Raw genomic sequence first — 23539 nt, 5'->3', positions numbered from 1 at the left:
TCTCTCCTCTCACACCGGCTGCGGACGGTCGAGCAACTTGTTCAGCCGGGCGACGAAACCGTCGAACCCCGCTCCTGGATCACCGTTGCCGAGGTACACGTTCTGCACGTTCTCGGCGAAGTAGTTCTGGAAGTCGCTGCCCGCCCCGCTGAACCACACCTGCGGGTCGTAGTTCACGTACGCCGGAATGCCCGCGTAGTTCGACTGCGGCTTCAGCGCCTGGTACTCCGCACTGGTCGCCACCGGCTGGTACGCCGGGATGTGACCGCCGCCGGCCCATTTCACCGACCGCTTCAGCAGCTCGGCCACCATCGTGTAGACGTGCTTGCGGCGCTCCGGCGACACCTTCGACTGCCTCGGCAACACGAACGTGTGCGAGTCCGCGTACGCGGCCTGGGTCCCGAACATCGTCGGGATCGGCAGCGCGTCGACCGGCATCTTCGCGTCCTTCAGCACCGGCAACTCCCACACACCGCCGAAGAACAGGCCGCTCTCGCCGTGCAGGAACTCGCTGGTCGCCGTACCGCCGTCGCCGCTGCGCGAGGCGATCTTGTCGTTCAGCAGCGAGCGGATGAACGTGAGCACCTGCACCGCGGCGTCCTTGTCGACCTCAGCCCGCTGGCCGGGTACGAGCTTCATGTCAGCACCGGTCTGCCGGTACAGCGTGTAGAACAGGCGCCACATCTGCGAGCCGTCGCCGAGATAGCCGTAGGACAGGCCGTGCTTCCCGGTGACCGCTTGCAGCTTCGTCGCGACCTCGGTGAACTCCTCCGGGCTCTTCAACGAGTGCAGCGCGTCCGTGACACCGGCTTTCTCGGCGTGATCGGTGTTGTAGTAGAGGACGAACGGGTGCGTGTCGAGCGCGATCGCGTAGAGCTTCCCGTCGTACTGGCACTTCTCCCAGACCCTGGCCGGGAAGTCGCTCTCGTGCAGGCCGGCCTCGGCGAGCAGGTCGAGGTCCCACGGCTCGAGCAGACCGCCCGGCGCGTACCCGGCGATCCGGGACGCGTGCATGATCGCTACGTCCGGCGCGCGGCCGCCGGCAGAGGCCATGGCGAGCTTGGTGTAGTACGGCGGACCCCAGGCGAGCACGGTCTGGGAGGTGTGAAAGCCGAGGTTCGCGGCGTTGACGGCGTCCACCAGGCCGGCCATCACCGTCCCGTCACCACCGGTCAAAAGGTGCCAGTAGCTCAGGTCGGTCGTCGAACGCGACGCACCGGGCGCGCAGCCGACGAGCAACCCGCCACCAGCCAGCGCCGCTGCTGCTCTGAGCAGAGAGCGCCGGGAGAAATCTTCAGTCATTCGGTCTCCTTCGAGGGCGGGACCGATGATTACATCGTTAGAATCGGCGGCACAAGACTCTGATGTTGGATTTTGTGGAAACGTATCCGTTAGCGTGTGGTGCTGGCTCGTTCGACAACGCGGTGGGGGATCATCACCCTGCGTGGGGGCGCGCTCTTGTCGGTCATGCGCTCGGAGAGGAGGTCGAGGGCGGCGGCGACGAAGGCGCGGCGGTCGAAGTCGATCGTGGTCAGCGGCGGGATCATGAACTGGCTTTCGAGGATGTTGTCGAAGCCGGCGACCAGCGTCTGCTCCGGTACGTCGATGCCCGCGCTCCACAGCGCCGACAACGCACCGGACGCGACGGTGTCGGTGAAGCAGAAGAACGCGTCGGGCAGCTCGTGCTCGGTCAGGTACTTCCCCACCACAGTCGCCGCGCCCTCGGGCCGCCAGCGGTCGAGCGGGATCTGCAGGGAGGGGTCGATCGGTACGCCGGCCTCCTCGAGCGCCTCGCAGTACCCCTGGGTGCGCAACCGGGATGCCGCCGTACCGGGTGCCTGCGCCGAGCCCGCGAGCATGCCGGCACCGCTGGATCCGCGCGGGATCTCCGGCGTACCGACCGCGGCGATGCGCCGGCAGCCCTGTGCCAGCAGGTGTCTGGTCAGATCCCGCGCCGCGGCGACGTTGTCGATCGCGACCTGGCTGACCAGGTCCTGGTCGACGTCACCGATCAGCACGACGGGCGGCAGCGGGCCGGCCGACATCACCGCGCTGTCGTCGAGGTTCACCGGGTTCAGGATCAGGCCGTCGACCAGATACGCCCGCGCCTTCGACAACAGTTCGAACTCACGGTTCGGCTCGGCCGCGGTCTGCTCGATCTGGACACCCCAACCGCGCTCGTGGGCGAGCTCGACGACCAGGTGCACGATCTCGGCCGAGTACGGCCGGAGCAGGTCGGGCAGCGCGAGCGCGATCATCCCGGAGCGGCCGTTGCGCAGGCCGCGGGCACTCATGTTCGGCACGTAGTCGAGCTCGGCGAGCGCGCTCTCCACCCGTGCCCGGGTCTCGGGCCGCACGAACACGACACCGTTGATCACGTTCGACACCGTCTTCGGTGACACCCCGGCCAGCTTGGCGACATCTTTGACGGTGGGACGCATGTCGCCCATTGTCACACCTGGCCCACGTTGTCAGCTGCCAGAAGGTATCTCAGCGGGTGATCAGGGCTCCGCCGTTCACGTGCAGCACCTGGCCGGTGAGGTGCCGCGCGGCCGGCGAGGCCAGGAAGTGGATCGTCCCGGCGATGTCGGCCACCGAGCCCTCACGCTTGGTCATCGTTGCCTGGAGCAACGTACGGCGACGCTCGTCGGTCAGCCGCCCCTGGAAGAACTCGGTATCCGCGGTGAAGCCCGGTGCGACGACATTCGAGGTGACACCCTGCGGACCGAGCTCCGCCGCGACGTCGGCGTTCCACATCGCCAGCGCAGCCTTCGATGCGCCGTACGAACCGGGACCGCGAGCGCCCGCGATCGAACCCAGGTGCACGACCGCAGTGGTCAGCCGCGGCGCGAGCGCGGTCGTGGTCAGGACCGCGCTGATCAGATTCGCCTCCAAGTTGGCGAGCCAGTTCGCCTTCAGTTGCGCGAGATCGCCGTCCGGCCGGTTGAAGTCGGTGTTGCCACCGGCATTGTTGACCAGCACGTCGACCCGCTCGGGCAGCTCGTCCAGCAGCCGCTCGACCTGCGCCGGGTCGGTCGCGTCGCAGAGCACTCCCCTGACGCCCAGGTCCGCAGCCGACTTCTCCAGTACGTCGGCCCGCCGGCCGGTGATCACCACGTCGTCGCCGTCCGCGTGGAACAGTTCCGCGGTCGCCCGGCCGATTCCGGTCGCTCCTCCGGTCACCACGATCGTTCGCATCTCGATCCTCACGTTTAGCTCTAAATGTTTAGCCCTAAACGTACCATGGCTGGCGTGACCGACAACTACCCGCTCGACGCCCCGAGCCCGTACCCGGCGGCGGAGATCGCCCGCGCCTGGCAGCGCGAGCGCCCCGGGACGCCGACCGACTCGATCGAGATCGTCACCCCGCTGTGGCGGCTCGCGAAGCTGTTCGCCGACGACCGGCGGCGGGTGCTCGCGGATGCGGGCGTCGACCCCGCGACGCTCGATCTCCTCAGCGTGCTGCGGCGCGCGGGTACGCCGTACGAGCTGAGTACGCGCGAACTCGCCCGCCGTACGCTCGTCACCGCGGGCGCGATCTCGCAGCGGGTCGCCCGTGCCGAGGACAGCGGTCTGGTCGCCCGGCGGGCGGCGGACGACGGGAGCCGCGCGGTGCTGGTCGCGCTGACTCAGGCCGGGCACGACCTGATCGAACGGACCGTCGACCAGGTTTTGACCCGGGAGTCCGAACTTGTCGCGTCCCTGTCCCCCGACGGCCGCGCCCAACTGGCCGCCCAACTGCAGCAACTGCTCGACGAGGTCGCGCGAGTGGCCCGCAAACCTTCGTGACAGCTGACGTCATGCCGCGAACCGGGTCAGGTCGGCCAGCTCGGCAGTCAGGTCGGCGGGCTCGAACAGGTCGGTCGAGAGGTCCGCGTGCCGCCACGCGCCGATCGCTCGGCCGGCCTTGATCACCGCCGGGCTGAGCATCCCGCCGCCCGGGAAGATCGACTTCGGCAGGTCCTGGAAACGGTTCTGGTAGCCGAGGAGGTACGCGTCGAACTCGCCGAGCATCCGGACGTCCTGACAACCGGGCAGGTCCTCGACCGCGTGCAGGTCGGCACCGTCGACGTCGAAGGATTCGGTGGCGACGGCCGTGATCGCGCGGCGGGCTTGTGGAACGGGCAGACCCGCCCAGGTGGCGAAGTCGCGAGCCGTTGCCGGGCCGTAGGCGGTCAGGTACCGGTGGGCGAGAGTTTCGAGGTCGCCTTCGAGCACAAGCGGCTTGCCCAGCCAGTCGCTGACGGCGACCCAGGTCTCTCCCGGTCCGTAGCACACGCGGCCGAGGAGCCCGGCGTACCGGATGAGCGCGTACACCGCCTGCCCCTTCGGCGCTGGGATCAGGCCGGCCCGGACGAGTACGTCCGCCAGCTCGGCGCGGTTACCCGGGCCGTGGGCAAGCAGGTGTTCCTCGAGTACGTCGGCCGCCTGGTCGCGGATCCGCTGCGGGAGACCGAGCTCGCCGTAGCGGCGTTCGGTGTCCTTGATCAATTTCGCACCGAGCAGGCCGAGCAGCGGGCCGGCGTCCTCGGTCGCGACGAGTTGCAGCGTTCCGCGCATGAACCAGCCGCGGACGACGGAGCGCTCGGTCTCCTGCGCGTGCGTCACGTTGGCGGACGTGGTGGCGGTGGAGCGGGCGCGCACGGCGTACGCCGCACCTCGCCAGGTCTGGGCCTGCAGTCCCCCCGTCCGGCGTACGACGTCGGCCACCCCTCCGGGGCCGGCATCGTTCACCGGACGCGCGAGGCAGTTGGCCTGCATCCTGGCCGCCAGCAACCAGTCGGCAGACCTCCTCGTCACTCCTGCATGACACCACGAACTCGCCGGTTCCGCATCCCCGAGAGCACAGGTGCCGCCCCGGGAGCGGGGCGGCACCAGTCGGGCGAGGGGTCAGAGCGCCGGTTGGACCAGGTTCGCGTACGCCGCCTGGCCGCTGACGTTCGGGTGGTACGACTCGCTGACCGGGTTCGACAGGCCGTTGATCCACTCCGGACTGCCGCAGACGGCGTGGCCGATGAACGCCGGGGTCGGGTTCACGAACGCGAATCCCGCCGCGCTCGCGGCGGTCGCGATCTTCGAGTTCAGCAGGTCGGCGGTGGCGTTCAGCTTGGTCATCTCGTCGCCGCTGAAGAACGTGCCGGCGTTGCAGTCGGTGCCGTTGAACAGCCTCGGATACCCGACCACGACGACCTTCGCCGAGGATGCCCGACTCTTGATCGACGCGTACAGGGTGTTCAGCCGGCCGGGCAGTGTGTTGTTGATGATGGATTGCGCGCCGGCCACCGCACTGTTGCAGTCTCCGAGCCACGAGGGCTCCGCGCAGGTCGTGATGACCGAGGAGAAGTTGGCGTCGTTGCCGCCGACCTGCACCGAGACGATGTTGGCCGAGCTCGTCACCGACGGCAGTTGGTTCGCGGTGACGTCGGCGACCTTGGCACCGGAGCAGGCGACGAAGGTCAGGTTCGCGCCGATCCGCGCGGCGTCGATGTAGGCGTAGGCGTACGTCGACCGCTGACACGAACCGCTGCTCGAGATGTACGTGCGGGTGCCGACGCCGGAGGCGTACGAGTCACCGAGCGCGACGTAGTTCGGCGGCGCGGCGTGCGCGACGCCGGGGATCAGGAGGGAGGCTGCGCCGAGGGCCGCAGCGGACAGCAAACTGGCGATGGACTTCATGGGCGGACCGCCTTTGTGAGCGAGGGGTGGCGACTGAACCACTCACCGTCACCATCGCTGACCGGCGAGTAACACACAAGGGCCTGGTAACAAATTCACCGTGGATTCTCGGCGACGGTCATCAACTAGCGCTCGGGTCCGGAGACGGACAGCGGATCGAAACCGTAGGGCAGCTCGAGCCGGTTCGCGGCCATCAGGTCCGCGTCGCCGAGCAGGTCGCGGGTCTTGCCGTCGGCGACGATCCGGCCGTTGTTCATCAGCAGGCTGCGTTCGCAGAGCTGGAGCGCGTACGGGAGGTCGTGGGTGATCATCAGCAGCGTGACGTCCAAGCCGGCGAGGATGTCGGCGAGCTCACGGCGCGCGGCCGGGTCGAGGTTGCTCGACGGCTCGTCGAGCACGAGTACTTCGGGACGCATCGCGAGCACCGTGGCAACGGCGACCCGACGCCGCTGGCCGAACGACAGGTGGTGCGGCGCGAGATCCGCGTAGTCCTGCATCCCTACCTGGACCAGCGCCTCGTGAACCCGTTCGTCGAGCTCGGCGCCGCGGAGCCCAAGGTTCGCGGGACCGAACGCCACGTCGTCGCGCACCGTCGGCATGAACAGCTGGTCGTCCGGGTCCTGGAAGACGAGTCCGACCTTGCGCCGGATCACGGTCAGGTGTTCCCGGTGTACGCCGGTACCGCCGATCTGGACCCGGCCGCTGCCGGTGCCGCCCGCGACCGAGCCGAGGATGCCGTTGAGGTGCAGAACCAGCGTGGTCTTGCCGGCACCGTTCGGCCCGAGCAGCGCGACCCGCTCGCCGCGCTCGACGGTGAAGTCGACGCCGTACAGCGCCTGCCGCCCGTCGGGATACGCGAACACCAGCCGTTCGACCTGAATCGCCGGACCGCTCACAAGCCCACCACCCTGGCCGCGACCGCGATGACGACGGCGCCGATGGAGATCGCCAGCCCTTCGAGCCACTGCCCGCCGGACGCGCCCGACGGGCTGAGCAGCGGCATCCGCCCGACGTACCCGCGCGAGCGCATCGCCAGGTGCACCCGCTCGCCGCGCTCGAAACTGCGCACGAACAGCGCGCCCACTCCCCCGGCGACCGCCTTGAGATGACCGATCCGGCCGCCGGTGTACCCGCGGGACTCGCGAGCGATCCGCATCCGGTGCAGGTCGTCCGACACCACGCTCAGGTACCGAACCATGAACGACAGGATCGCCACCAGGGTCGCAGGCAACCGCAGCCGCTCGAGCCCGGCCAGCAGGTCGCGCGGCGCGGTCGTCGCCGACAGCAGGATCGCCGCGATCACCCCGAGCGTGCCCTTCGCGAGCACGTTCCACGCGCCGAGCACGCCCGACTGGGACAGGTGCAACCCGAGTACGTCGAACTGCGGGCCGGCGGCAACGAACGGGAGCAGCAGCGCGAACACGATGAACGGCGTCTCCACCGCGAGCCGTCGGGACACCACCGGCGCCGGGACCTTCGCCGCGACCACAGCCGCCACGAGCATCACGGCGTACAGGCCGAACGCCCAGAAGACGGCGGCCGGGGTCGAGACCACGGCGAGGACGAAGACGAACAGCGCGACCAGTTTCACCTGCGCGGGGATGCGATGCACCGGGCTGTCCACCGCCACCAGCAGGCCGTCGCCGCTCATCAGGCCTTGTCGGCCTTCAGCGAGGCCAGCTTCGCGATCGCCAGCCCGACCACGATCGTCACCAGTACGCCGATGATTCCGGCCAGCGCGCCGGACACCTGCGTGTTGCCGATCCCGTGCACGCCGTAGTCGGCCAGCGGGCTGCCCGCCACTGCCGAGTCCTTCGCGGCGCTCTCGAACCCGAGCTTCGCGCCGACGAACTCCAGCCCGTCCGGATGCGCGCTCGCGAACAGGCTCAGCCCGCCCGCGACCATCAACGTGACGGCGATACCGATGCCCAGCGAACGCCCGGCCGGCTGCGCGGCGATCGGCCGATCCGGTGCGACCGTCGAGGTGTTGCCGTCGGCATCGATCAGGACCAGGTCCTGCTGCAGGTGCCGGGCCGCGTAGACGAGGTCCGGCCGGGTCGCGACCACGGCGCTCAGCACGGCCGCGGTGATGACCGCTTCGCCGATGCCGACCAGGACGTGCCAGCCGACCATCGCGGTCGCCAGCTTGCCGAGCGGGATGTCGACCGCGCCGCCGATCGCGTACAGCCCGGTGAACGCCAGCGCCGCGACCGGAACCGAGACCAGCGCGCCGACGGCCGTCGCCGGTACGACGCTGCCGGCCCGCCGCGGCAGCACCTTCAGCAATGCGCGGGTGAGGAAGTACCCGACGAGGACCGTGACGAGACCCATCAACGTGATGTTCGTACCGAGTGCGGTCAGCCCGCCGTCGGCGAACAGCAGGCCCTGGACGAGCAGGACCGTGGACATCACCAGGACGGCGGTCCACGGCCCGACCAGCGCGGCCGCCAGCGCACCGCCGAGCAGGTGGCCACTGGTCCCGGCGCCGACCGGGAAGTTGACCATCTGCACGGCGAACACGAACGCCGCGGTCAGCCCGGCCAGCGCCGGGCCGCTCTCGCGGAGCTCCCGGTTCGCCCGTTGCAGGCTGAAGCCGACCGCCCCGGCCGCGATCAGACCGGTGGCGACGGACGTGGGCGCGTCGAAGAAACCGTCGGGCACATGCACCCGGCCATTCTGGAGCTAGTTGCGACTGGTTCGCAACTAGAACTTCAGTGCCTCACCGATGGCTCGATGGAATGTCGGATACGCGTAGATCATCTGCCGCAGCGTCTTCACCGGTACGGCGGCGTGCACCGCGACTGCCAGCGCGCTGAGCACCTCGCCACCGGTCGGGCCCGCGCTGGTCGCGCCGACCAGGACGCCGCGGTCGGCGTCCACCACGACCTTGATGAAGCCCTCGTTGCCGGCCTTGTGGATCCAGCCGCGGGTCGAGGCCGGGATCGGGGTCGAGCCGATACGAACGTTCAGGCCGGCCTCGCGGGCCTGCTTCTCGGTCATCCCGACGGCCCCGATCTCCGGGTCGGTGAACGTCACCCGCGGCATCGCGTGGTAGCTCGCGGTCGGGGCGTCCGGCTCCTGCAGGATGTCGCGGACCGCGATGTCGGCCTGGTACATCGCGTTGTGCGTGAACGCGCCGACGCCGGTGACGTCGCCGACCGCCCACACCTTGTCGCCCGCGCGGACGTGCTCGTCGACCTCGATCCGGCGCGCACTCGGGTCCAGGCCGAGCTTGTCGATGCCGAGGTCCGCGGTCGCCACCCGGCGGCCCGTTGCCACCAGCAACTTCTCGCCGGTCACCGACGTACCGTTCGCGAGCGTGACGGTGAACGCGCCGCCGGCGTACCCGACCTGCTGCGCGTGCGCACCGAGGTGGAACGTCACGCCGTCGCGTTTGAGCGCCTCCCGGGCCAGCACACCGGACTCCGGCTCCTCCATGGCCAGCACCTCCGGGGCGCCCTCGACGACCGTGACCTGGACGCCGAAGCGCGCGAACACCTGCGCCAGCTCCATCCCGATCGCGCCGCCGCCGAGGATCAGCAGCGAGGCCGGCAGCGTCTCGGCCTCGATCGCCTCGCGGTTGGTCCAGAACGGTGTACCGGCAAGACCGTCGATCGGCGGGATCGAGGGCACGGTGCCGGTCGCGATCACGATGCCGCGGGCCGCCTCGTACTCGATGTCGCCGGCGCGGACGGTGTTCGGGCCGGTGACCGTCGCGACGTCCTTGATCACGGTGGCGCCCTTGTTCACCAGCCGGTCGACCGCGACCTGGTCGTTCCAGGTGTCGGTCGCCTCCTCGCGGATCCGCTTCGCCACCGGCGCCCAGTCCGGCTGCACGGTCGCCGTACCCGCGATGCCGTCCACGCGCCGGGTCTCGGCGATCAGGTTCGCGGCCCGGATCATCATCTTGCTCGGGATGCACCCGTAGTACGGGCACTCGCCGCCGACCAGCCGGGACTCGATCCCGACCACCCGCAGCCCGGCCTGCGCCAGCCGGCCGGCCGTCTCCTCGCCGCCGACACCGAGCCCGACCACGACCACATCAACCTGTTCAGCCATGAGCCCAAATCTCTCAGACCACCAGACCCGGACCAAACCCCACCCCGGCGCGTCACCACACCGTAAGCAGACACTCTCCGCCGGGCGGCCTGCGGCTAATCTGCTGACCATGTACGTCATCGCGCACCTCAGTGACCCGCACCTCGACGGCTCCGAGCAGGCGCGCGACCGCCTCCGGCGCGTCACGTCGTACGTCCGTTCGTCAACCGTCGACGTCGTCCTGGTCACCGGCGACCTGGCCGACCACGGCCTGCCCGAGGAGTACGTCGAGGTCGCGCGTGAGTTGACCTTCGACGTACCGACCCTGGTCCTCCCCGGCAACCATGACGTCAGCCAGCCGTTCCGGGCCCTGCTCACCGAGCCGGATCACGCCAGCGGCCACCCGGTCAACCAGGTCCGCGACGTCGGCCAGGCCCGCTTCGTCCTGGTCGACTCGACCGTCGAAGGCAAAGACCACGGCTACCTGTCGGACGACACGCTCGCCTGGCTCGAAACCACCCTCACCCATGCGGTGGACGGCCCGCTCTTCGTCGCCATGCACCACCCACCGTTCGAACTCCACCACCCCGTCATGGACCAGTGGAAGCTCGAGAACCCCGACGATCTCGCGAAGGTCCTGGAAGGCAAACCCGTCACCGCGCTCCTCACCGGCCACGTGCACAACGCGATCACCACCACCTTCGCCGGCCTGCCCGTGCGCGGCGCTCCCGGTATCCGCTCGACTGTCCGCCTCCCCTTCGAGCCGCAGACCGAGTCGCTGGTAGACCTCACGGCCGACCCGGGCCTCGCCTTCCACGCCTACACCGCCGAAGAACCTCTCCACACCGTCTACAGGAGCTTGTGATGACAGCCGAGCTGGTCCTGCGACCGATCGCGCGGGTGGAGTCCGAACTGCGGGAGCGTGCGGACGCGCCCCGGCAGGGGGACGAAGGCGCGCCGGCTGCTTGGGTGGTGTTCGAAGCCAGCGTGACCGAGGCGCTGGCGGACCTGGGCGTCGGTGATGAGCTGATCCTGATCAGCTGGTTCGACCGCGCCGACCGGGACGTACAGAAGGTGCACCCGCGGGGCGATGCGACGCGCCCGGCGACCGGCGTCTTCAGCACCAGGTCGCCGGACCGCCCCAATCCACTCGGCCTGCACCGGGTACAGGTACTGGAGGTGGACGGCCTGCGAGTCCGCGTCAGCGACCTGGAAGCCCTCGACGGCACCCCGATCGTCGACGTCAAACCCGTACTGGGCGGCATCTCCGAGCGTTAGAAAAACGACACCGGCGGCAGAAGGATCTGCCGCCGGTGTCAGGTGAAGCGGGTCAGAAGTTGATCATGTGGCCTTCGAGGCCGTGGAAGGCCTCTTGGAGGGCCTCGCTCAGGGTGGGGTGGGCGTGGACGTTGCGGGCCAGTTCCTTGGTGGTCAGGTCCCACTTCTGGGCCAGGGTCAGCTCGGGCAGCAGCTCGGTGACCTCCGGGCCGATCAGGTGCGCGCCCAGGAGTTCGCCGTACTTCGCGGAGCTGATCACCTTGACGAAGCCGGTCGGGTCGCCGAGGCCGTGGGCCTTGCCGTTCGCGGTGAACGGGAACTTGGCGACCTTGACGTCGTGGCCAAGCTTGCGAGCCTCCTCCTCGGTGTAGCCGAAGCTGGCGATCTGCGGCTGGCAGAACGTCGCCCGCGGGATCATCGCGTAGTCGAGCTCCATCGTCTCGTGCCCGGCGATCGTCTCGGCGGCGATCACGCCCATCGCCTCGGCCGCGTGCGCGAGCATCAGCTTCGCGGTCACGTCGCCGATCGCGAAGATGTTCGGCACGTTGGTCCGGCAGAAGCCGTCCACGCCGATCGCGCCGCGCTCGGTCAGCGCGACCCCGATCTTGTCCAGGCCGTACCCGTCGACGCGCGGCTGGAAGCCGATCGCCTGCATGACCTTGTCGGCCTCGATCGTCTTCTGGACACCGTCCTTGCCGGTCACGGTGACCTTCACCGAAGCGCCGGAGTCGTCGATCGAGTCCACCCGGGTCGAGGTCAGGACGTCGACACCGAGTTTCTTGTACGCCTTGGCGAGCTCCTTGGAGACCTCCGGGTCCTCCAGCGGGACCATCCGGTCGAGGAACTCGACGATCGTCACCTTCACGCCGTAGTTCGCCAGCACGTACGCGAACTCGACGCCGATCGCACCCGCGCCGGCGATCACGATCGAGCCGGGCAGCTCCTCGGTCAGGATCTGCTCTTCGTAGGTCACCACGCGGTCGCTCAGCTGGGTGCCCGGCAGCAGCTTGGTGGTCGCGCCGGTCGCGACGATGCACGAGCCGAACGTGACGGTCTCGGACGACCCGTCGTTCAGCGTCACGTCGAGGGTGTTCGCGTCGGTGAACGAACCCCAGCCGTCGAACTCGGTGATGTTGTTCTTCTTCATCAGGAAGTGGACGCCCTTGACCCGGCCGTCGGCGACCTTGCGGGAACGCTGCACCGCGGTCGGGAAGTCGAAGCTGACCTCTCCGCTGATGCCGAAGGTCTTCGCCTCCGTCCGGAAGATGTGCGACAGCTCGGCGTTCCGCAGCAGCGCCTTGGACGGGATACAGCCCACGTTCAGGCAGACACCGCCCCAGTACTTCTTCTCGATGATGGCGGTCTTGAGGCCGAGCTGGGCAGCGCGGATCGCCGCGACGTACCCACCCGGACCCGCGCCGAGGACAACAACGTCAAAGTGCGAGGCCATGGGGTGAATGCTAGCCGGGGTTCCGTAAGGACCGTACGACGCCTACGCTGGGCTATCGCGTGAGGCGAGTTACATGGGGGATGGATGCATCTGGGGAAGCGCCGAGGGCTGCGTTTCGCGGCAATCGGCACCTTACTGGCGGCCGTGGCACTACCGGCGTACGCCGATGACCCCACGCCCACCGCCTCCCAGCCGCCACCCGCCTCCGTCACCGACGTGAACCGGTCGCTCGAGCAGCTCCAGGCCGAGGCCGCCGCGGTCCAGGCCGACTTCGCGAAGGCCACGATCGCCTACACGAAGGCCCTCAAGGAAGCGCAGAGCGCCGAGGCCGCCGCGAAGGCCGCCGAGGCCACGGCCAGTACGTCGAAGAGCCGCGCCGACAAGGAGCGCCACCGCCTCGGGGTGATCACCGCGCAGGCGTACCAGCTCGGCATCCCGACCGTGATGGGAACCGAATCGCTCCTGTGGTCGCTCGCCCCGGTCGCGGAGAACCTGCAGGAGATCGCCGACCGGCAGACCGCGATCGTCCAGCTCGGCAGCACGCAGGTCTCGCAGTACAACACCGCCCTGGCCGCCGAGTCGGAGTCGAACCGGCTGAAGGAGGACGCGGTCACCAAGCGCGCGGCCGCGAACGAGGCCGCCGCGAAGGCGCAGGAGCTGAGCAAGCAGGTCCAGCAGAAGGCCGCCGACGCCTCCGCGATGATGGCCGACCAGACCGCGGACCTCGACGTGGCTTCCGGGGTCTCGCAACAGCTGCAGACGGTCCGCGACGCACAGGCCCTCGCCCAGTGGAAGACGTACCTCACCGAGCTCGCCGCAGCGAAGGTCACTCCCCCCGCCGCCGCGGTACTCAAGAACCCGGCCAAGCTCCCGGCCGGCCTCGCGCCGCTCACCCGCCGTGGTGCCGCCGTGCCCGGCGTGGCATCCGTCACAGCATCCGGCCGGACCGTCCGGGTGCTGTCCGCCGAGACCATCCGCGCGGTCAACCAGGCCTTCAGCCTCGTCGGCAAGCCGTACGGCGTGGCCGCGACCGGCCCCGACAAGTACGGCTGCCTTGGCGCGGCCCGCGTCGCGTGGGAGCCGTACACCACACTCCCGAACCTGGTCGGCAAGGTCTACCCCGACTACCAGGCCGTGCCGACCACGCAGATCCAGCCCGGCGACCTGCTGATCATGGGCAGCCGGTCGTACGGCCTCGTGCACATCGGCATCGCGCTCGACGACAACCAGATGATCGCCGCCGACGAGTCGAAGGGTGCGGTCGTCGTCACGAGTGTCCCCGACAACCTGTACGCCGCTCTTCGCCCGACGCTCGGCGCTCCCAGCAAGCCGCAGGTGGCGCCGGTCGCGACCTCCGAGGCGTACTCGTTCCGCTGCGGCAACACCGCCACGTCGTACGACGTCGGCTCGGGCGCCTGGACCTGGCCGCTGCCGGACGGCACCTACGAGATCGGTACGCCGTTCGGTCAGGCCGGCTCCGAGTGGTCGTCCGGCTTCCACACCGGGCAGGACTTCCCGGCCCCGATCGGTACGCCGGTGCGCGCCGTCACGTCCGGCGTGGTCCGGATCGAGCACCCGGCCTGGGCCGGCAACCTGGTGCGGATCGACCACGGCAACGGCCTGGAAACGCTGTACGCGCACCTGAGCCGGGTCGACGTGACCGAAGGCCAGCAGGTGACCGCCGGACAGCAGATCGGTGCCGTCGGCGACAAGGGAAACACGACCGGACCGCACCTGCATTTCGAGGTGCGGCTCGGCGGCGACCCGGTGAACCCGATGCCGTTCCTGGCTACGGGCTCGGCCAGCACCGGCTGGGGCGGTTACAGCAACGGCATGATCCCGGCCGACAAGCTGTGCGCGATCGGGGCCGGTCACATGCTCCGCTGCGACGCCGCCGCGGCGTACCTGAAACTCGCTGCGGCCTACCGCGCGCAGTTCGGCAGGACCCTGTGCATCACGGACTCCTACCGCTCGTACGCGTCCCAGGTCAGCCTGTACCAGCGCAAGCCCTCGTTGGCGGCCCTCCCGGGTACGTCGAACCACGGCTGGGGCGTCGCGGTCGACCTGTGCGGCGGCATCGACAAGTACAACACCGCCCAGTACCTGTGGATGAAGGCGCACGCCCCGTCGTACGGCTGGCTGCACCCCGCCTGGGCCGAGCCGGGCCGCAACCGCGAGGAGCCGTGGCACTGGGAGTTCGGGAACCCGGTGAACTCGTAATCGTGTGACGTACGCGTGAGTACGGCCACGCACTTCTCACCGCAAACTGGTGACGCCATTCACTACGCGCACGGACGCTGACTTTCCGAAGATGTCGGCGAGGCGTCCGACGATTCGTGGAGGATGGCGATGGAGCAGTACGAGCTCTACTGTCTCGTCGACCGGTACTTCTACGACGTCCCGGCCCACGGAGTCGAGCACCCGGACTTCGCCGTCTGCGCGCGACCGGTCCCGGACGGCTGGGACCACGTCGCCGGCGACCTGTGGATGCACTACGCACCACGCGCGATGTCGCTGCCGCCCCAGGGCTGGAAGATCCACGTGTCGTCCGGTCTCGAGGACGCCGACCGGACGCTGAGCACGGTCTGGGACTACTGCGTCCGGCGCGGCCTCCCGTTCAAGTTCCTGCGCAGCGAAGCCGTCATGGTGATGATGAACTCGAAGGCCGCCGTCCGCGGGTCGAGCGGCAAGCTCGTCACCGTCTATCCGTCCGACGAGGCGCAGCTCGAGCTCGTGCTCAAGGAGCTCGACGAGCAGCTCGTGGGCATCCGCGGCCCGTATATCCTCAGCGACCTCCGGTACGCCGACGGCCCACTCTTCGTCCGGTACGGCGCCTTCACCGAGCGGCACTGCCTGTCCGAGACCGGCGAGCGCGTCCTGGCCGTCGAGGACCCGACCGGCCGGCTCGTTCCGGATGTCCGCGGACCCGTCTTCGCGACGCCGCCCTGGGTGCGGCTGCCGTCGTTCCTCGAGACCCACCTGGCCGCCCGCAACGCGGTCACCACCAACGAGCTGGAGTACGAGATCGAGAGCGTCATCCAGTTCTCCAACGGCGGTGGTGTCTATCTCGGCCACCACCGGGACACGCAGGCGCGCGTCGTACTGAAGGAGGGACGGCCGCTGGCCGGGCTCGACGTCGACCGCCGGGACGCGGTCGCGCGGATCCAGCACGAACGGGCGATCCTCGAGCGGCTGCGCGGCCTGGACGTCGTCCCGGCTGCGCACGGTTACTTCGTCCTCGGGGACCACCACTTCCTGGTGCAGGAGTTCATCGACGCGAGCCCGCTGCAACGGCTGGTCGTCGGACGCTACCCGCTCACCCGCCCTGATCCGTCCCCCACTGCCCTGCAGGAGTACACCGACTGGGCCGTCGCGATGCTGGATCGGGTCGAGCGCGCGATCCAGAGCCTGCACGAGCGCGGCGTGGTCTTCGGCGACCTGCATCCGGACAACATCCTGATCAGCGTCGACGACCGCCTGGTGCTGATCGACTTCGAGGTCGCCACCCTGGCCGGGCAGCAGGCGCACTCCGCGCTGGCGCATCCCGGGTACGTCGCTCCCCCGGGCCGCAAGGGTGTCGAAGCTGACCGCTACGCGCTGGCCTGTCTCGCCATCGGCCTCTTCGCCCCACAGACGACGACGCTCCTACAGGTCCATCCGGGCAAGGCACAGCAGCTCGCGGACCTCGTCACCGAGACGTTCCCGGTGCCCGAGGCAACTATCGGGCGTGCGGTCGCGACCATCACCGGCGTACCGCGGCCGGACCGGCTGCCGTCCGGCCTGCCGATGCCCGGCCGGGCGCCCTGGGCCGACGTCCGCGCCGCGATCACCCGCGCGATCGTGGCCGCCGCCACCCCGGACCGCGACGACCGCCTCTTCCCCGGCGACGTCGCGCAGTTCCGGCCAGGCGGTGGTGTCAACCTCGCATACGGAGCCGCCGGCGTGCTCTACGCGCTCGACCGCACCGGCGCGGGCCGCTTCCCGGAGTACGACGACTGGCTTCGCAAGCATGCCCAGGACCCGGCGATCGGCCTCGGTCTGTACGACGGTCTGCACGGCGTCGCCCACGTTCTTGCCGAACTCGGCTATCGCGAGGACGCACTCGACGCGCTGGATCGTTGTCTGGCGATGCCGCTGGAGTCGAACGAGCTCGGGCTGCACTCGGGCCTGGCCGGGATCGGGCTGAACCTCCTGCACTTCGCGGACGAACCCGGCCTGCGCGCCGCGGCGACAAGGGTGATCGACCTGGTCGCCGACCGGCTCGGCCGGGTCGACGACGTGCCGGAGATCAGCGGTGAAGGAAACCCACGCGCCGGGCTGATGTTCGGATCCTCGGGACCCGCGCTGCTGTTCCTGCACGCGTACGAGCGATCCGGGGACCCCGGACTGCTCGACCTCGCCGAGACCGCGATCCGGCAGGATCTGCGCCGGTGCGTCCGCGACGAGGCCGGCACGCTCCAGGTCAACCAGGGCTGGCGAACACTTCCGTACCTCGAGCAGGGCTCAGCCGGCATCGCGCTCGTCCTCGACCGTTACCTGCGCCATCGTCACGACGGCGAACTCGCCGAAGACCTCGCGGCGCTCCAGCGGGTCGATCGCTGTGGATACTTCGTCCAGCCCGGACTGTTCATGGGTCGCGCCGGCCTGATCGCGGCGGCGGCGCTCACCGGCGACGAGACCACCGACCTGATCCGCGGACTTGCCTGGCACGCACTGCCGTATGCCGACGGGCTGGCCTTCCCGGGGAATCAACTCCTCCGGCTCTCGATGGACCTGGCCACCGGTTCGGCCGGGATCCTGCTGGCTCTGGGCGCCGCGCTGCACGAGCAGCCGGGCGCTCTTCCGTTCTTCGGACCCCCGACCGCGGCGAGTGGTCCGAGCCCGACCGATGTGCGGAAGGAGGTGTAGACATGGCGCTTCTCGACCTTCAAGGTCTGCAGGCCCCCGGCAGTTGTGGCGGTGGCAGTGGCGGTGGTGGCGGCAGCACGCTGACTGTGCTCGGCTGCGGTTCGCAGCGTCCCAGCAACCTCAGCGTCGTTCTTTGCCACTGAGCGACAGTAGGTTCGATGCTCCGGACAGCTGCCGGCTGTGATGTTTGGTGCCGGCTTTGCTGCCCGGGCATCGGACCGGGGAAGGATCCCGTGCGCACCCTTGGCCTCAGGTATCCCGCCGCCGATCGACGGCCGACCGTCGACCGGCTGCACGGCCATGTCGTTGCCGATCCGTACCGCTGGCTGGAGAACCCGGCCGACCCGTGCACCCTCGCCTGGCAGGCCGCGCAGGACGAGCTCTGGCTCACGCACGCCGCGGAACTGACCAACCGCTACCGCTTCCGGGCCCAGGTCGCGCGCTTCAGCGACGTCGGCATGGTGACTCCGCCGGTGTGGCGGGGTGAGCGGCCCTTCGTGCTGCGCCGGACAGCCCGGCAGGATCATCCGGTCCTGTACGTCGCCGACCAGGCCCTGATCGACCCGATGGCGCTCGATCCCACCGGTGGGACAACGCTCGACCACTGGCAGCCGTCGCCCGACGGGAGCCTGCTGGCGTTCCAGCTGTCGCGCGGCGGCACGGAGGAATCCAGCCTCTACGTCATGGGCACCGGCACCGGCCAGGTGCTCGACGGCCCGATCGACCGCTGCCGCTACTCCCCCGTCGCGTGGCTGCCCGACAGTCGCGCCTTCTACTTCGTTCGCGACCGGCAGGTCTGGCTGCACCGGATCGGCTCCGGCAGCACCCCGGTGCTCACCCGCGAGGCGACGTACGGGCTGGAGATCAGCGCCGACGGACGATGGCTGGCGATCTCGGCGGCGGACGGCGCGCGCAACGACGTCTGGCTCGCCGAGGTGTCGGAGACTTTCACGCTTTCGGTCGTGCAGGAAGGCGTCGACGCGCGGACCGCACCGACCGTGGGCCGCGACGGCCGGCTCTACGTCGTGACCACTGCCGGCGCTCCGGCGGGGCGGATCTGTGTCGGTGATCCGCTTCGGCCGGCGGACTGGCACGAACTGGTCCCCGAGGATCCCGAGGCGCCACTCAGCGAGATCGCCATCCTCGACGATCTTCTCGTGGTCGCCAGGACCCGGTACACGATCGGCGAGCTCGCCGTGCACGACCTGCGGACCGGGGAACGCCTCGGCGACGTGGCGCTGCCCGGTCTCGGGTCGATCGGATCGCTGACCGCGCGCCCGGAGGGCGGTCACGAGGTTTGGTTCAGCTACACCGACAGCGTCACCCCCGCGAGCGTGTACCGGTACGACGCCCGCACCGGCGAGACCGCGGTGTGGGCCGTGCCGCCCGGGACGGTCGACGTACCGAGGACCGAAGCCCGACAACTCGTCTACCGCTCGGCCGACGGCACTCCGATCCGGATGCTCGTCCTCGCCGCGCCCGGACCGCAGGTTCCGCGGCCGACGATCCTGTACGGGTACGGCGGATTCGGGCAGCCGCTGACCCCGACGTACTCCTCGTTCACCCTCGCCTGGATCGAGGCAGGAGGGGTGTTCGTCACCGCCAACCTGCGTGGCGGCGGCGAGGAAGGCGACACCTGGCACCGGGCCGGCCGGCTGCACAACAAGCAGAGGGTGTTCGACGACTTCGTCGCGGCAGCCGAGACGCTGATCGCCGACGGCTGGACGACGCCCGCACAACTCGGTATCTGCGGGGAGTCGAACGGCGGGTTGCTGGTCGGCGCGGCCTTGACGCAACGACCTGAGCTGTTCGCGGCAGCCGTCTGTTCGGCGCCGGTTCTGGACATGCTGCGGTACCAGTACTTCGGCCTCGGGGCGTCCTGGATCCCGGAGTACGGTTCGGTCGAGGATCCGGACCAGTTCCGGGACCTGCTGGCCTACTCGCCGTACCACCATGTTGCTGAGGGCAACGATTATCCCGCGGTCCTGTTCACCGTGTTCGGTGGTGACACGCGGGTGGATCCGATGCACGCGCGGAAGATGTGCGCTGCGCTCCAGCACGCGACCGACGGTTCGCGACCGGTCCTGCTGCGCTCCGAGGACGGCCGCGGGCACGGCTCCTCGGCAGTCAGCCGCGGGGTCGCCCTCGCCGCCGACCTGCTGGCGTTCCTCGCCGCGCACACCGGGCTGACCAGATGAGCGCGCCCGCCCTCACCTTCGCCGCGGCGGCTCGCCACGGCCGAAGCTGGCTGCCGCTGATCGGCTTGTCCGCGCTGCTCGGGAGCGGAGTCACGCTCGCCCTGCCGACCGTGCTCGGCCGCGCCGTCGACGCCATTGCCTCCGGCCACACAGTGAACGGCTGGCTGACACTGGCCGGCCTCCTGATCGCCCTCGGCATCGCGAGTTCCCTGGTCGACGCGTTCGCCGGTACGGCCTGTGTCGCCGGAACCACCGCCTGGCTGCGGCACCGCCTCGTCGGCCGGGTGCTCACAGGCGGACCCGAGGGCACGCGCCGGTTCGAAACCGGTGATCTCGTCAGCCGCGTGTCCGGCAGCGCGAGCGACGCCGCACAGGCCGGTCCCACCGTGGTCACAGCCATCGCCGCGGCGGCGCCTCCGGTCGGCAGCCTCGTGCTGCTCGCGCGCATCGACGTGTCGCTCGCGGCCGCCTTCTTCGGCGGTGTCCTGCTGGTCATCGTGGTGCTGTGGGTCTTCGCCCGCCGGACGACCGAGATCAGCCTGGCCTACCAGGAGACGCAGGGCCGGATCGCCGCGCTGCTCACCGAGGCGCTCGACGGCATCCGCACGATCGCGGCAGGCGGCACTGTGGAACGGGAGGAGCGGCGGATCCTCCAGTTCCTGCCGGAGTTGCACCGCAACGGGCGCCTGACCTGGACCGTGCTCGCCCGCTCGGGCGCGCAGGCCGCCCTGATCGGGCCGCTCGTCCTGATCTCGGTCCTCGCGATCGGTGGTCTGCAGCTGGTCGCGGGCCGGATCACGGCGGGCGAACTGTTCGCCGCCTCGCAGTACGCCGTCATCGGGGCAGGCCTCGGCAGCCTGACCGGTCTGCTCGGCGAGCTGGCCCGGGCGCGGGCCGGCGTACACCGCAGCGCCGAGATCCTGGCCGTCGAACCCCTGGCCTACGGCGGCCTGCGGCTGCCGCCGGGCCCTGGCCGGCTGGAGTTCGACGACGTCACCGTGGTGGCCGACGGCGTGACGCTCCTCGACCACGTCACGCTGGACCTGCCCGGTGGGGCCACGATCGCGGTCGTGGGCGCGAGCGGTGCCGGCAAGTCGGTGCTCGCGGCGGTCGCCGCCCGCCTGCGTGACCCCGATTCCGGGCTCGTGCTGCTCGACGGCGTACCGCTGAAGGCACTGCACCGGGCCGCACTGCGCCAGGCGGTGGGATGCGCGTTCGAACGGCCGGTCCTCGTCGGGCGCACGGTGGCCGACGCGATCTCGACCGGGCGGCTCTCGCCGGTCCGGCTGCTCGCCGCCGCCCGCGCGACCCACGCGCACCACTACGCCAGCCGGTTACCGAACGGCTACCGGACTCCGTTGCCCGAGGCACCGATGTCGGGCGGTGAGCGGCAGCGGCTGGGACTCGCCCGCGCCTGGCATGCCGACCGGCTGCTGGTCCTCGACGACGCCACGTCCAGTCTGGACACCGCGACCGAGATGGAGATCAACCGGACCCTGACCGAGGATCGCTTGCACCGAACCCGGCTGATCGTCACGCACCGGGTTGCCACCGCGGCTCGGGCGGACCTGGTCGTCTGGCTGCACCACGGGCAGGTCCGCGGCGTCGGTCCGCATACGAGCCTGTGGCGGGCGGCGGCGTACCGGGAGATCTTCGGATGAGGCGCGAGCTGCGCTTCGGGGTCGCCGCGCTGCGGCGGCGGCCGGCGCTGTTGCTGGCCGCTTGGTCGGTGCCGGAGATCCTGCCGACCATGGGGTACGGTCTCGCGGTCGCCCACGCGACCGACGCCTTCCTCGGCGGTCGATCCGCGGCCGGACTGGGGTGGCTCGGAGGCCTGGTCGCGGCCGCCGCACTGGGCGCGGTCGGCGCCGGCCAGGTCTACCGCAGGCTCGGCGACCTGGTCGAGCCGGTGCGCGACGAACTGGTTCGCAGGGTGGTCGGCGGTGCGCTGCGTCGCGGCGTCACGGGTGAGCGGACGGACGGTGCGGTGTCGCGGCTGAACCGGCAGGTCGAGATCGTTCGGGACACCTACGCCGGTCTGATCCTGGTGATCCGGAACTTCCTCGTCACCGTGGTCGCGGTGCTGAGCGGGCTGTTGTCCCTCGCGCCTGTGATCGCCTTGCTCGTCGTACCGCCGTTCCTGCTCGGTTTCGCCGCCTCGCTGGGAATCCTCGGCAAGGCCGCACACCGGGTCGAGGCATCACTGGCCGCCGACGAGCAGCTGACCACCTCTGCCGGTACGGCGTTCGCCGGGGTCCGCGACATCACCGCGGCCGGCGCCGAAGACTTCACCGCGGCGTGGGTCGGCGAACCGATCGAGGCACACGCCACCGCGGAGCGGGCGCTGGCCAAGGTCGCCGCGTTGCGGATGCTCTGCTTCGCCCTCGGCGGCTGGCTGCCGCTGCTGCTCCTGCTGGCGCTCGGCCCCTGGCTCGCCGGCCGCGGCGTGAGCACCGGCACGCTCCTCGGCGGGCTCACCTACGTGCTCCTCGGCCTCCAGCCTGCGCTGAGCACGGTCATGTCCGCCCTCGGCGACAGTGGCCTGCGGTACGTCGTCACGCTCGGCCGCATCCTCGACAGCGGACCGCCGCCCGAGCAGCCCTCGCTCGCGGCCGTGCCGCACGGGCACCAGGCGCGACTGCAAAAGGTGTCGTTCGCGTACGGCGCGCACGCCGAACCGGTCCTGCACCGGCTCGATCTCGTCGTGCCCGAAGGCGACCATCTGGCCGTCGTCGGCCCGAGCGGCATCGGCAAGTCCACCCTCGCCGCGCTGATCTGCGGACTGCTGCCGCCGACCCAGGGCCGCATCGTGCTCGGCCGGGTCCCACCCGGGCAGCTGTCGACCGAGCTACTGGCCCGAACCCGTGTCCTGATCCCGCAGGAGGCATATGTCTTCTCCGGGACCGTCGCCGAAAACGTCAGCTACCTGGCTCCGGACGCGACCGCCGCCCAGCTCGAACGGGCAATCTCGGCCGTCGCCGCCGGCGCCCTGGTCGCGAGGCTCGGGGGGCTGCCCGCAACGATTCACCCGGCCCAACTGTCCGCCGGTGAGCGGCAGCTGATCGCGCTGGCCCGGGCGTACCTCTCGCCGGCGCCGATCGCCGTACTCGACGAAGCGACCTGCCACCTGGACCCCGACGCCGAGCGGTGTGCCGAGGAAGCCTTCGCTGCCCGGCCCGGGACGCTGATCGTGATCGCGCACCGGATCAGCTCCGCCCTACGGGCCCGCCGCATCCTCGTCCTCGACGGCACCGAAGCGGCGCTCGGTCGGCACAGCACGCTGCTGCGGATGTCTCCGCTCTACCGCGAGCTTCTCGGCCACTGGCAGCAACCCGCGCAGCACGAGGACGATCAGATCCAGCCGGCATCCTGAGCCTTCAGGACCGCCTCGATCCGGCTCCGGGCGCCCACCTTCGCGAGGATGTGCGACAGGTAGTTGCGAACCGTGCCGGTCGACAGGTTCAGCTTCCGGGAGATCTCCTGCGCCGTCGCGCCGGTCGACACCAGGCGCAGTACCTCGCACTCCCGCACGGTCAGCGGATTGTGCTCGGCCCGCAGCGCCGCGAGCGCCACCGCGGGGTCGATCACCGGTGTGCCGTTCGCGACGCTGCGCACCGCCGCCACCAGCTCGGCCGGTGAGGCGTCGGTCGCGATGAAACCGACGCGTGGCACCTGCCGCGCGAGCTCCAGGTGCGCGCCGTGCACGGTGCCCGGGTCGATCAGCACCAGCACGCCGGCACCGGCCAGGGCGCCGCACAGCTCATGCATCACCAGTTCGCCGGCCAGCTCCGCGTCGAGAACCAGCACCTGTGGTCCCGTCCGGGCGGCAGCTTCCAGCACGTCACCGACCTTGTCGATCTCGGCCGGTACCTCCATTCCTGGTTCCTGGGCCAGCACAGTCGCCAACGCTCCCCGCAGCAGCGCACTGTGGTGCCCGAGTACGACTCGGACCACGTCCCCCGCCCCCCATGGCATCGGATCAGCGATTTGG

The 23539-nt window shown here is 70.2% G+C and carries 20 protein-coding genes; 9 read left to right on the top strand and 11 right to left on the bottom strand.

What is annotated here, in order from left to right; all coding sequences use genetic code 11:
* Positions 1-9 precede the first annotated feature (9 nt).
* From FB475_RS30245 to FB475_RS30235, 3 genes are all read right to left on the bottom strand, one after another.
* Entirely contained in the window at positions 10-1302 is a 1293-nt protein-coding gene (locus FB475_RS30245; RefSeq protein WP_141860718.1) for an extracellular solute-binding protein, read from the bottom strand.
* An 89-nt stretch (positions 1303-1391) separates the two neighbouring features.
* Positions 1392-2441 carry a LacI family DNA-binding transcriptional regulator gene (locus FB475_RS30240; protein ID WP_141860717.1) on the bottom strand — a complete coding sequence of 350 codons (1050 nt, stop codon included), beginning with the start codon at positions 2439-2441 and terminating at the stop codon, positions 1392-1394.
* A 49-nt stretch (positions 2442-2490) separates the two neighbouring features.
* Positions 2491-3198, bottom strand: coding sequence for an SDR family NAD(P)-dependent oxidoreductase (locus FB475_RS30235; RefSeq protein WP_141860714.1), 708 nt, complete (start codon positions 3196-3198; stop codon positions 2491-2493).
* Between the two features lie 54 nt (positions 3199-3252).
* Between FB475_RS30235 and FB475_RS30230 the strand changes: the two genes are divergently transcribed.
* On the top strand, positions 3253-3789 hold the full coding sequence (locus tag FB475_RS30230) for a MarR family winged helix-turn-helix transcriptional regulator (RefSeq protein ID WP_238332528.1): 537 nt from the start codon (positions 3253-3255) through the stop codon (positions 3787-3789).
* 9 nt (positions 3790-3798) lie between these two features.
* Here the strand turns inward: FB475_RS30230 and FB475_RS30225 are convergent, their stop codons facing one another.
* The 6 genes from FB475_RS30225 to FB475_RS30200 form a co-directional block, all read right to left on the bottom strand.
* Positions 3799-4800 carry a winged helix DNA-binding domain-containing protein gene (locus tag FB475_RS30225; protein ID WP_141860711.1) on the bottom strand — a complete coding sequence of 334 codons (1002 nt, stop codon included), beginning with the start codon at positions 4798-4800 and terminating at the stop codon, positions 3799-3801.
* A 90-nt stretch (positions 4801-4890) separates the two neighbouring features.
* Positions 4891-5676: an SGNH/GDSL hydrolase family protein gene (locus FB475_RS30220; protein WP_141860709.1), complete on the bottom strand. Its 786-nt coding sequence runs from the start codon at positions 5674-5676 to the stop codon at positions 4891-4893.
* 125 nt (positions 5677-5801) lie between these two features.
* Entirely contained in the window at positions 5802-6572 is a 771-nt protein-coding gene (locus FB475_RS30215) for an energy-coupling factor ABC transporter ATP-binding protein (protein ID WP_141860707.1), read from the bottom strand.
* Positions 6569-7327: a cobalt ECF transporter T component CbiQ gene (cbiQ, locus tag FB475_RS30210; RefSeq protein WP_141860705.1), complete on the bottom strand. Its 759-nt coding sequence runs from the start codon at positions 7325-7327 to the stop codon at positions 6569-6571. Before cbiQ ends, FB475_RS30215 begins: the two co-directional genes overlap by 4 nt.
* Positions 7327-8343, bottom strand: coding sequence for an energy-coupling factor ABC transporter permease (locus tag FB475_RS30205; RefSeq protein WP_141860703.1), 1017 nt, complete (start codon positions 8341-8343; stop codon positions 7327-7329). Before FB475_RS30205 ends, cbiQ begins: the two co-directional genes overlap by 1 nt.
* A gap of 36 nt (positions 8344-8379) precedes the next feature.
* The gene (locus tag FB475_RS30200; RefSeq protein ID WP_141860701.1) at positions 8380-9735 is read right to left on the bottom strand and encodes a dihydrolipoyl dehydrogenase family protein; all 1356 of its coding nucleotides are present in this window, start codon (positions 9733-9735) and stop codon (positions 8380-8382) included.
* 109 nt (positions 9736-9844) lie between these two features.
* Here FB475_RS30200 and FB475_RS30195 point away from each other — a divergent pair, with 109 nt between their 5' ends.
* Positions 9845-10579: a metallophosphoesterase gene (locus FB475_RS30195; protein ID WP_141860699.1), complete on the top strand. Its 735-nt coding sequence runs from the start codon at positions 9845-9847 to the stop codon at positions 10577-10579.
* Entirely contained in the window at positions 10579-10992 is a 414-nt protein-coding gene (gene tsaA, locus FB475_RS30190) for a tRNA (N6-threonylcarbamoyladenosine(37)-N6)-methyltransferase TrmO (protein WP_141860697.1), read from the top strand. The genes FB475_RS30195 and tsaA overlap by 1 nt, the downstream gene beginning before the upstream one ends.
* Before the next feature lie 52 nt (positions 10993-11044).
* Here tsaA and lpdA read toward each other — a convergent pair whose 3' ends face one another.
* Entirely contained in the window at positions 11045-12442 is a 1398-nt protein-coding gene (lpdA, locus tag FB475_RS30185) for a dihydrolipoyl dehydrogenase (RefSeq protein WP_141860695.1), read from the bottom strand.
* Positions 12443-12526: 84 nt separating this feature from the next.
* Between lpdA and FB475_RS30180 the strand changes: the two genes are divergently transcribed.
* The 6 genes from FB475_RS30180 to FB475_RS30155 all read left to right on the top strand — a co-directional run bounded on the left by FB475_RS30180 (position 12527) and on the right by FB475_RS30155 (position 22921).
* Positions 12527-14662 (top strand): peptidoglycan DD-metalloendopeptidase family protein, encoded by a 2136-nt coding sequence (locus tag FB475_RS30180; protein ID WP_141860693.1) that lies wholly within the window; start codon positions 12527-12529, stop codon positions 14660-14662.
* Positions 14663-14791: 129 nt separating this feature from the next.
* A complete protein-coding gene (gene lanKC, locus FB475_RS30175) occupies positions 14792-17350 on the top strand; it encodes a class III lanthionine synthetase LanKC (protein ID WP_141860691.1) in 2559 nt (852 codons plus the stop codon).
* Positions 17351-17352: 2 nt separating this feature from the next.
* Positions 17353-17493, top strand: coding sequence for a SapB/AmfS family lanthipeptide (locus tag FB475_RS30170; protein ID WP_141860689.1), 141 nt, complete (start codon positions 17353-17355; stop codon positions 17491-17493).
* A gap of 90 nt (positions 17494-17583) precedes the next feature.
* Positions 17584-19548, top strand: coding sequence for a prolyl oligopeptidase family serine peptidase (locus tag FB475_RS30165; RefSeq protein WP_202878605.1), 1965 nt, complete (start codon positions 17584-17586; stop codon positions 19546-19548).
* Positions 19545-21209 carry an ABC transporter ATP-binding protein gene (locus FB475_RS30160; protein WP_141860685.1) on the top strand — a complete coding sequence of 555 codons (1665 nt, stop codon included), beginning with the start codon at positions 19545-19547 and terminating at the stop codon, positions 21207-21209. Before FB475_RS30165 ends, FB475_RS30160 begins: the two co-directional genes overlap by 4 nt.
* Positions 21206-22921, top strand: coding sequence for an ATP-binding cassette domain-containing protein (locus tag FB475_RS30155; protein ID WP_141860683.1), 1716 nt, complete (start codon positions 21206-21208; stop codon positions 22919-22921). Before FB475_RS30160 ends, FB475_RS30155 begins: the two co-directional genes overlap by 4 nt.
* Here the strand turns inward: FB475_RS30155 and FB475_RS30150 are convergent.
* Positions 22900-23523: a response regulator transcription factor gene (locus FB475_RS30150; RefSeq protein ID WP_141860681.1), complete on the bottom strand. Its 624-nt coding sequence runs from the start codon at positions 23521-23523 to the stop codon at positions 22900-22902. The genes FB475_RS30155 and FB475_RS30150 overlap by 22 nt on opposite strands.
* Positions 23524-23539 lie beyond the last annotated feature (16 nt).

Source organism: Kribbella jejuensis (genome assembly GCF_006715085.1).
Classification (GTDB): domain Bacteria; phylum Actinomycetota; class Actinomycetes; order Propionibacteriales; family Kribbellaceae; genus Kribbella; species Kribbella jejuensis.
Note: the sequence above shows the minus strand (reverse complement) of the source record. Positions and strands in the feature narration are given on the sequence as shown.

Excerpts from the sequence above, each read along its gene's own strand:
- FB475_RS30220 (WP_141860709.1), bottom strand. The coding sequence starts at position 5,676 with ATGAAGTCCATCGCCAGTTTGCTGTCCGCTGCGGCCCTCGGCGCAGCC.
- FB475_RS30170 (WP_141860689.1), top strand. The coding sequence starts at position 17,353 with ATGGCGCTTCTCGACCTTCAAGGTCTGCAGGCCCCCGGCAGTTGTGGC.
- lanKC (WP_141860691.1), top strand. The coding sequence starts at position 14,792 with ATGGAGCAGTACGAGCTCTACTGTCTCGTCGACCGGTACTTCTACGAC.
- lpdA (WP_141860695.1), bottom strand. The coding sequence starts at position 12,442 with ATGGCCTCGCACTTTGACGTTGTTGTCCTCGGCGCGGGTCCGGGTGGG.
- FB475_RS30240 (WP_141860717.1), bottom strand. The coding sequence starts at position 2,441 with ATGCGTCCCACCGTCAAAGATGTCGCCAAGCTGGCCGGGGTGTCACCG.
- FB475_RS30245 (WP_141860718.1), bottom strand. The coding sequence starts at position 1,302 with ATGACTGAAGATTTCTCCCGGCGCTCTCTGCTCAGAGCAGCAGCGGCG.
- tsaA (WP_141860697.1), top strand. The coding sequence starts at position 10,579 with ATGACAGCCGAGCTGGTCCTGCGACCGATCGCGCGGGTGGAGTCCGAA.
- FB475_RS30180 (WP_141860693.1), top strand. The coding sequence starts at position 12,527 with ATGCATCTGGGGAAGCGCCGAGGGCTGCGTTTCGCGGCAATCGGCACC.
- FB475_RS30150 (WP_141860681.1), bottom strand. The coding sequence starts at position 23,523 with ATGCCATGGGGGGCGGGGGACGTGGTCCGAGTCGTACTCGGGCACCAC.
- FB475_RS30195 (WP_141860699.1), top strand. The coding sequence starts at position 9,845 with ATGTACGTCATCGCGCACCTCAGTGACCCGCACCTCGACGGCTCCGAG.
- FB475_RS30160 (WP_141860685.1), top strand. The coding sequence starts at position 19,545 with ATGAGCGCGCCCGCCCTCACCTTCGCCGCGGCGGCTCGCCACGGCCGA.
- cbiQ (WP_141860705.1), bottom strand. The coding sequence starts at position 7,327 with ATGAGCGGCGACGGCCTGCTGGTGGCGGTGGACAGCCCGGTGCATCGC.
- FB475_RS30200 (WP_141860701.1), bottom strand. The coding sequence starts at position 9,735 with ATGGCTGAACAGGTTGATGTGGTCGTGGTCGGGCTCGGTGTCGGCGGC.
- FB475_RS30235 (WP_141860714.1), bottom strand. The coding sequence starts at position 3,198 with ATGCGAACGATCGTGGTGACCGGAGGAGCGACCGGAATCGGCCGGGCG.
- FB475_RS30155 (WP_141860683.1), top strand. The coding sequence starts at position 21,206 with ATGAGGCGCGAGCTGCGCTTCGGGGTCGCCGCGCTGCGGCGGCGGCCG.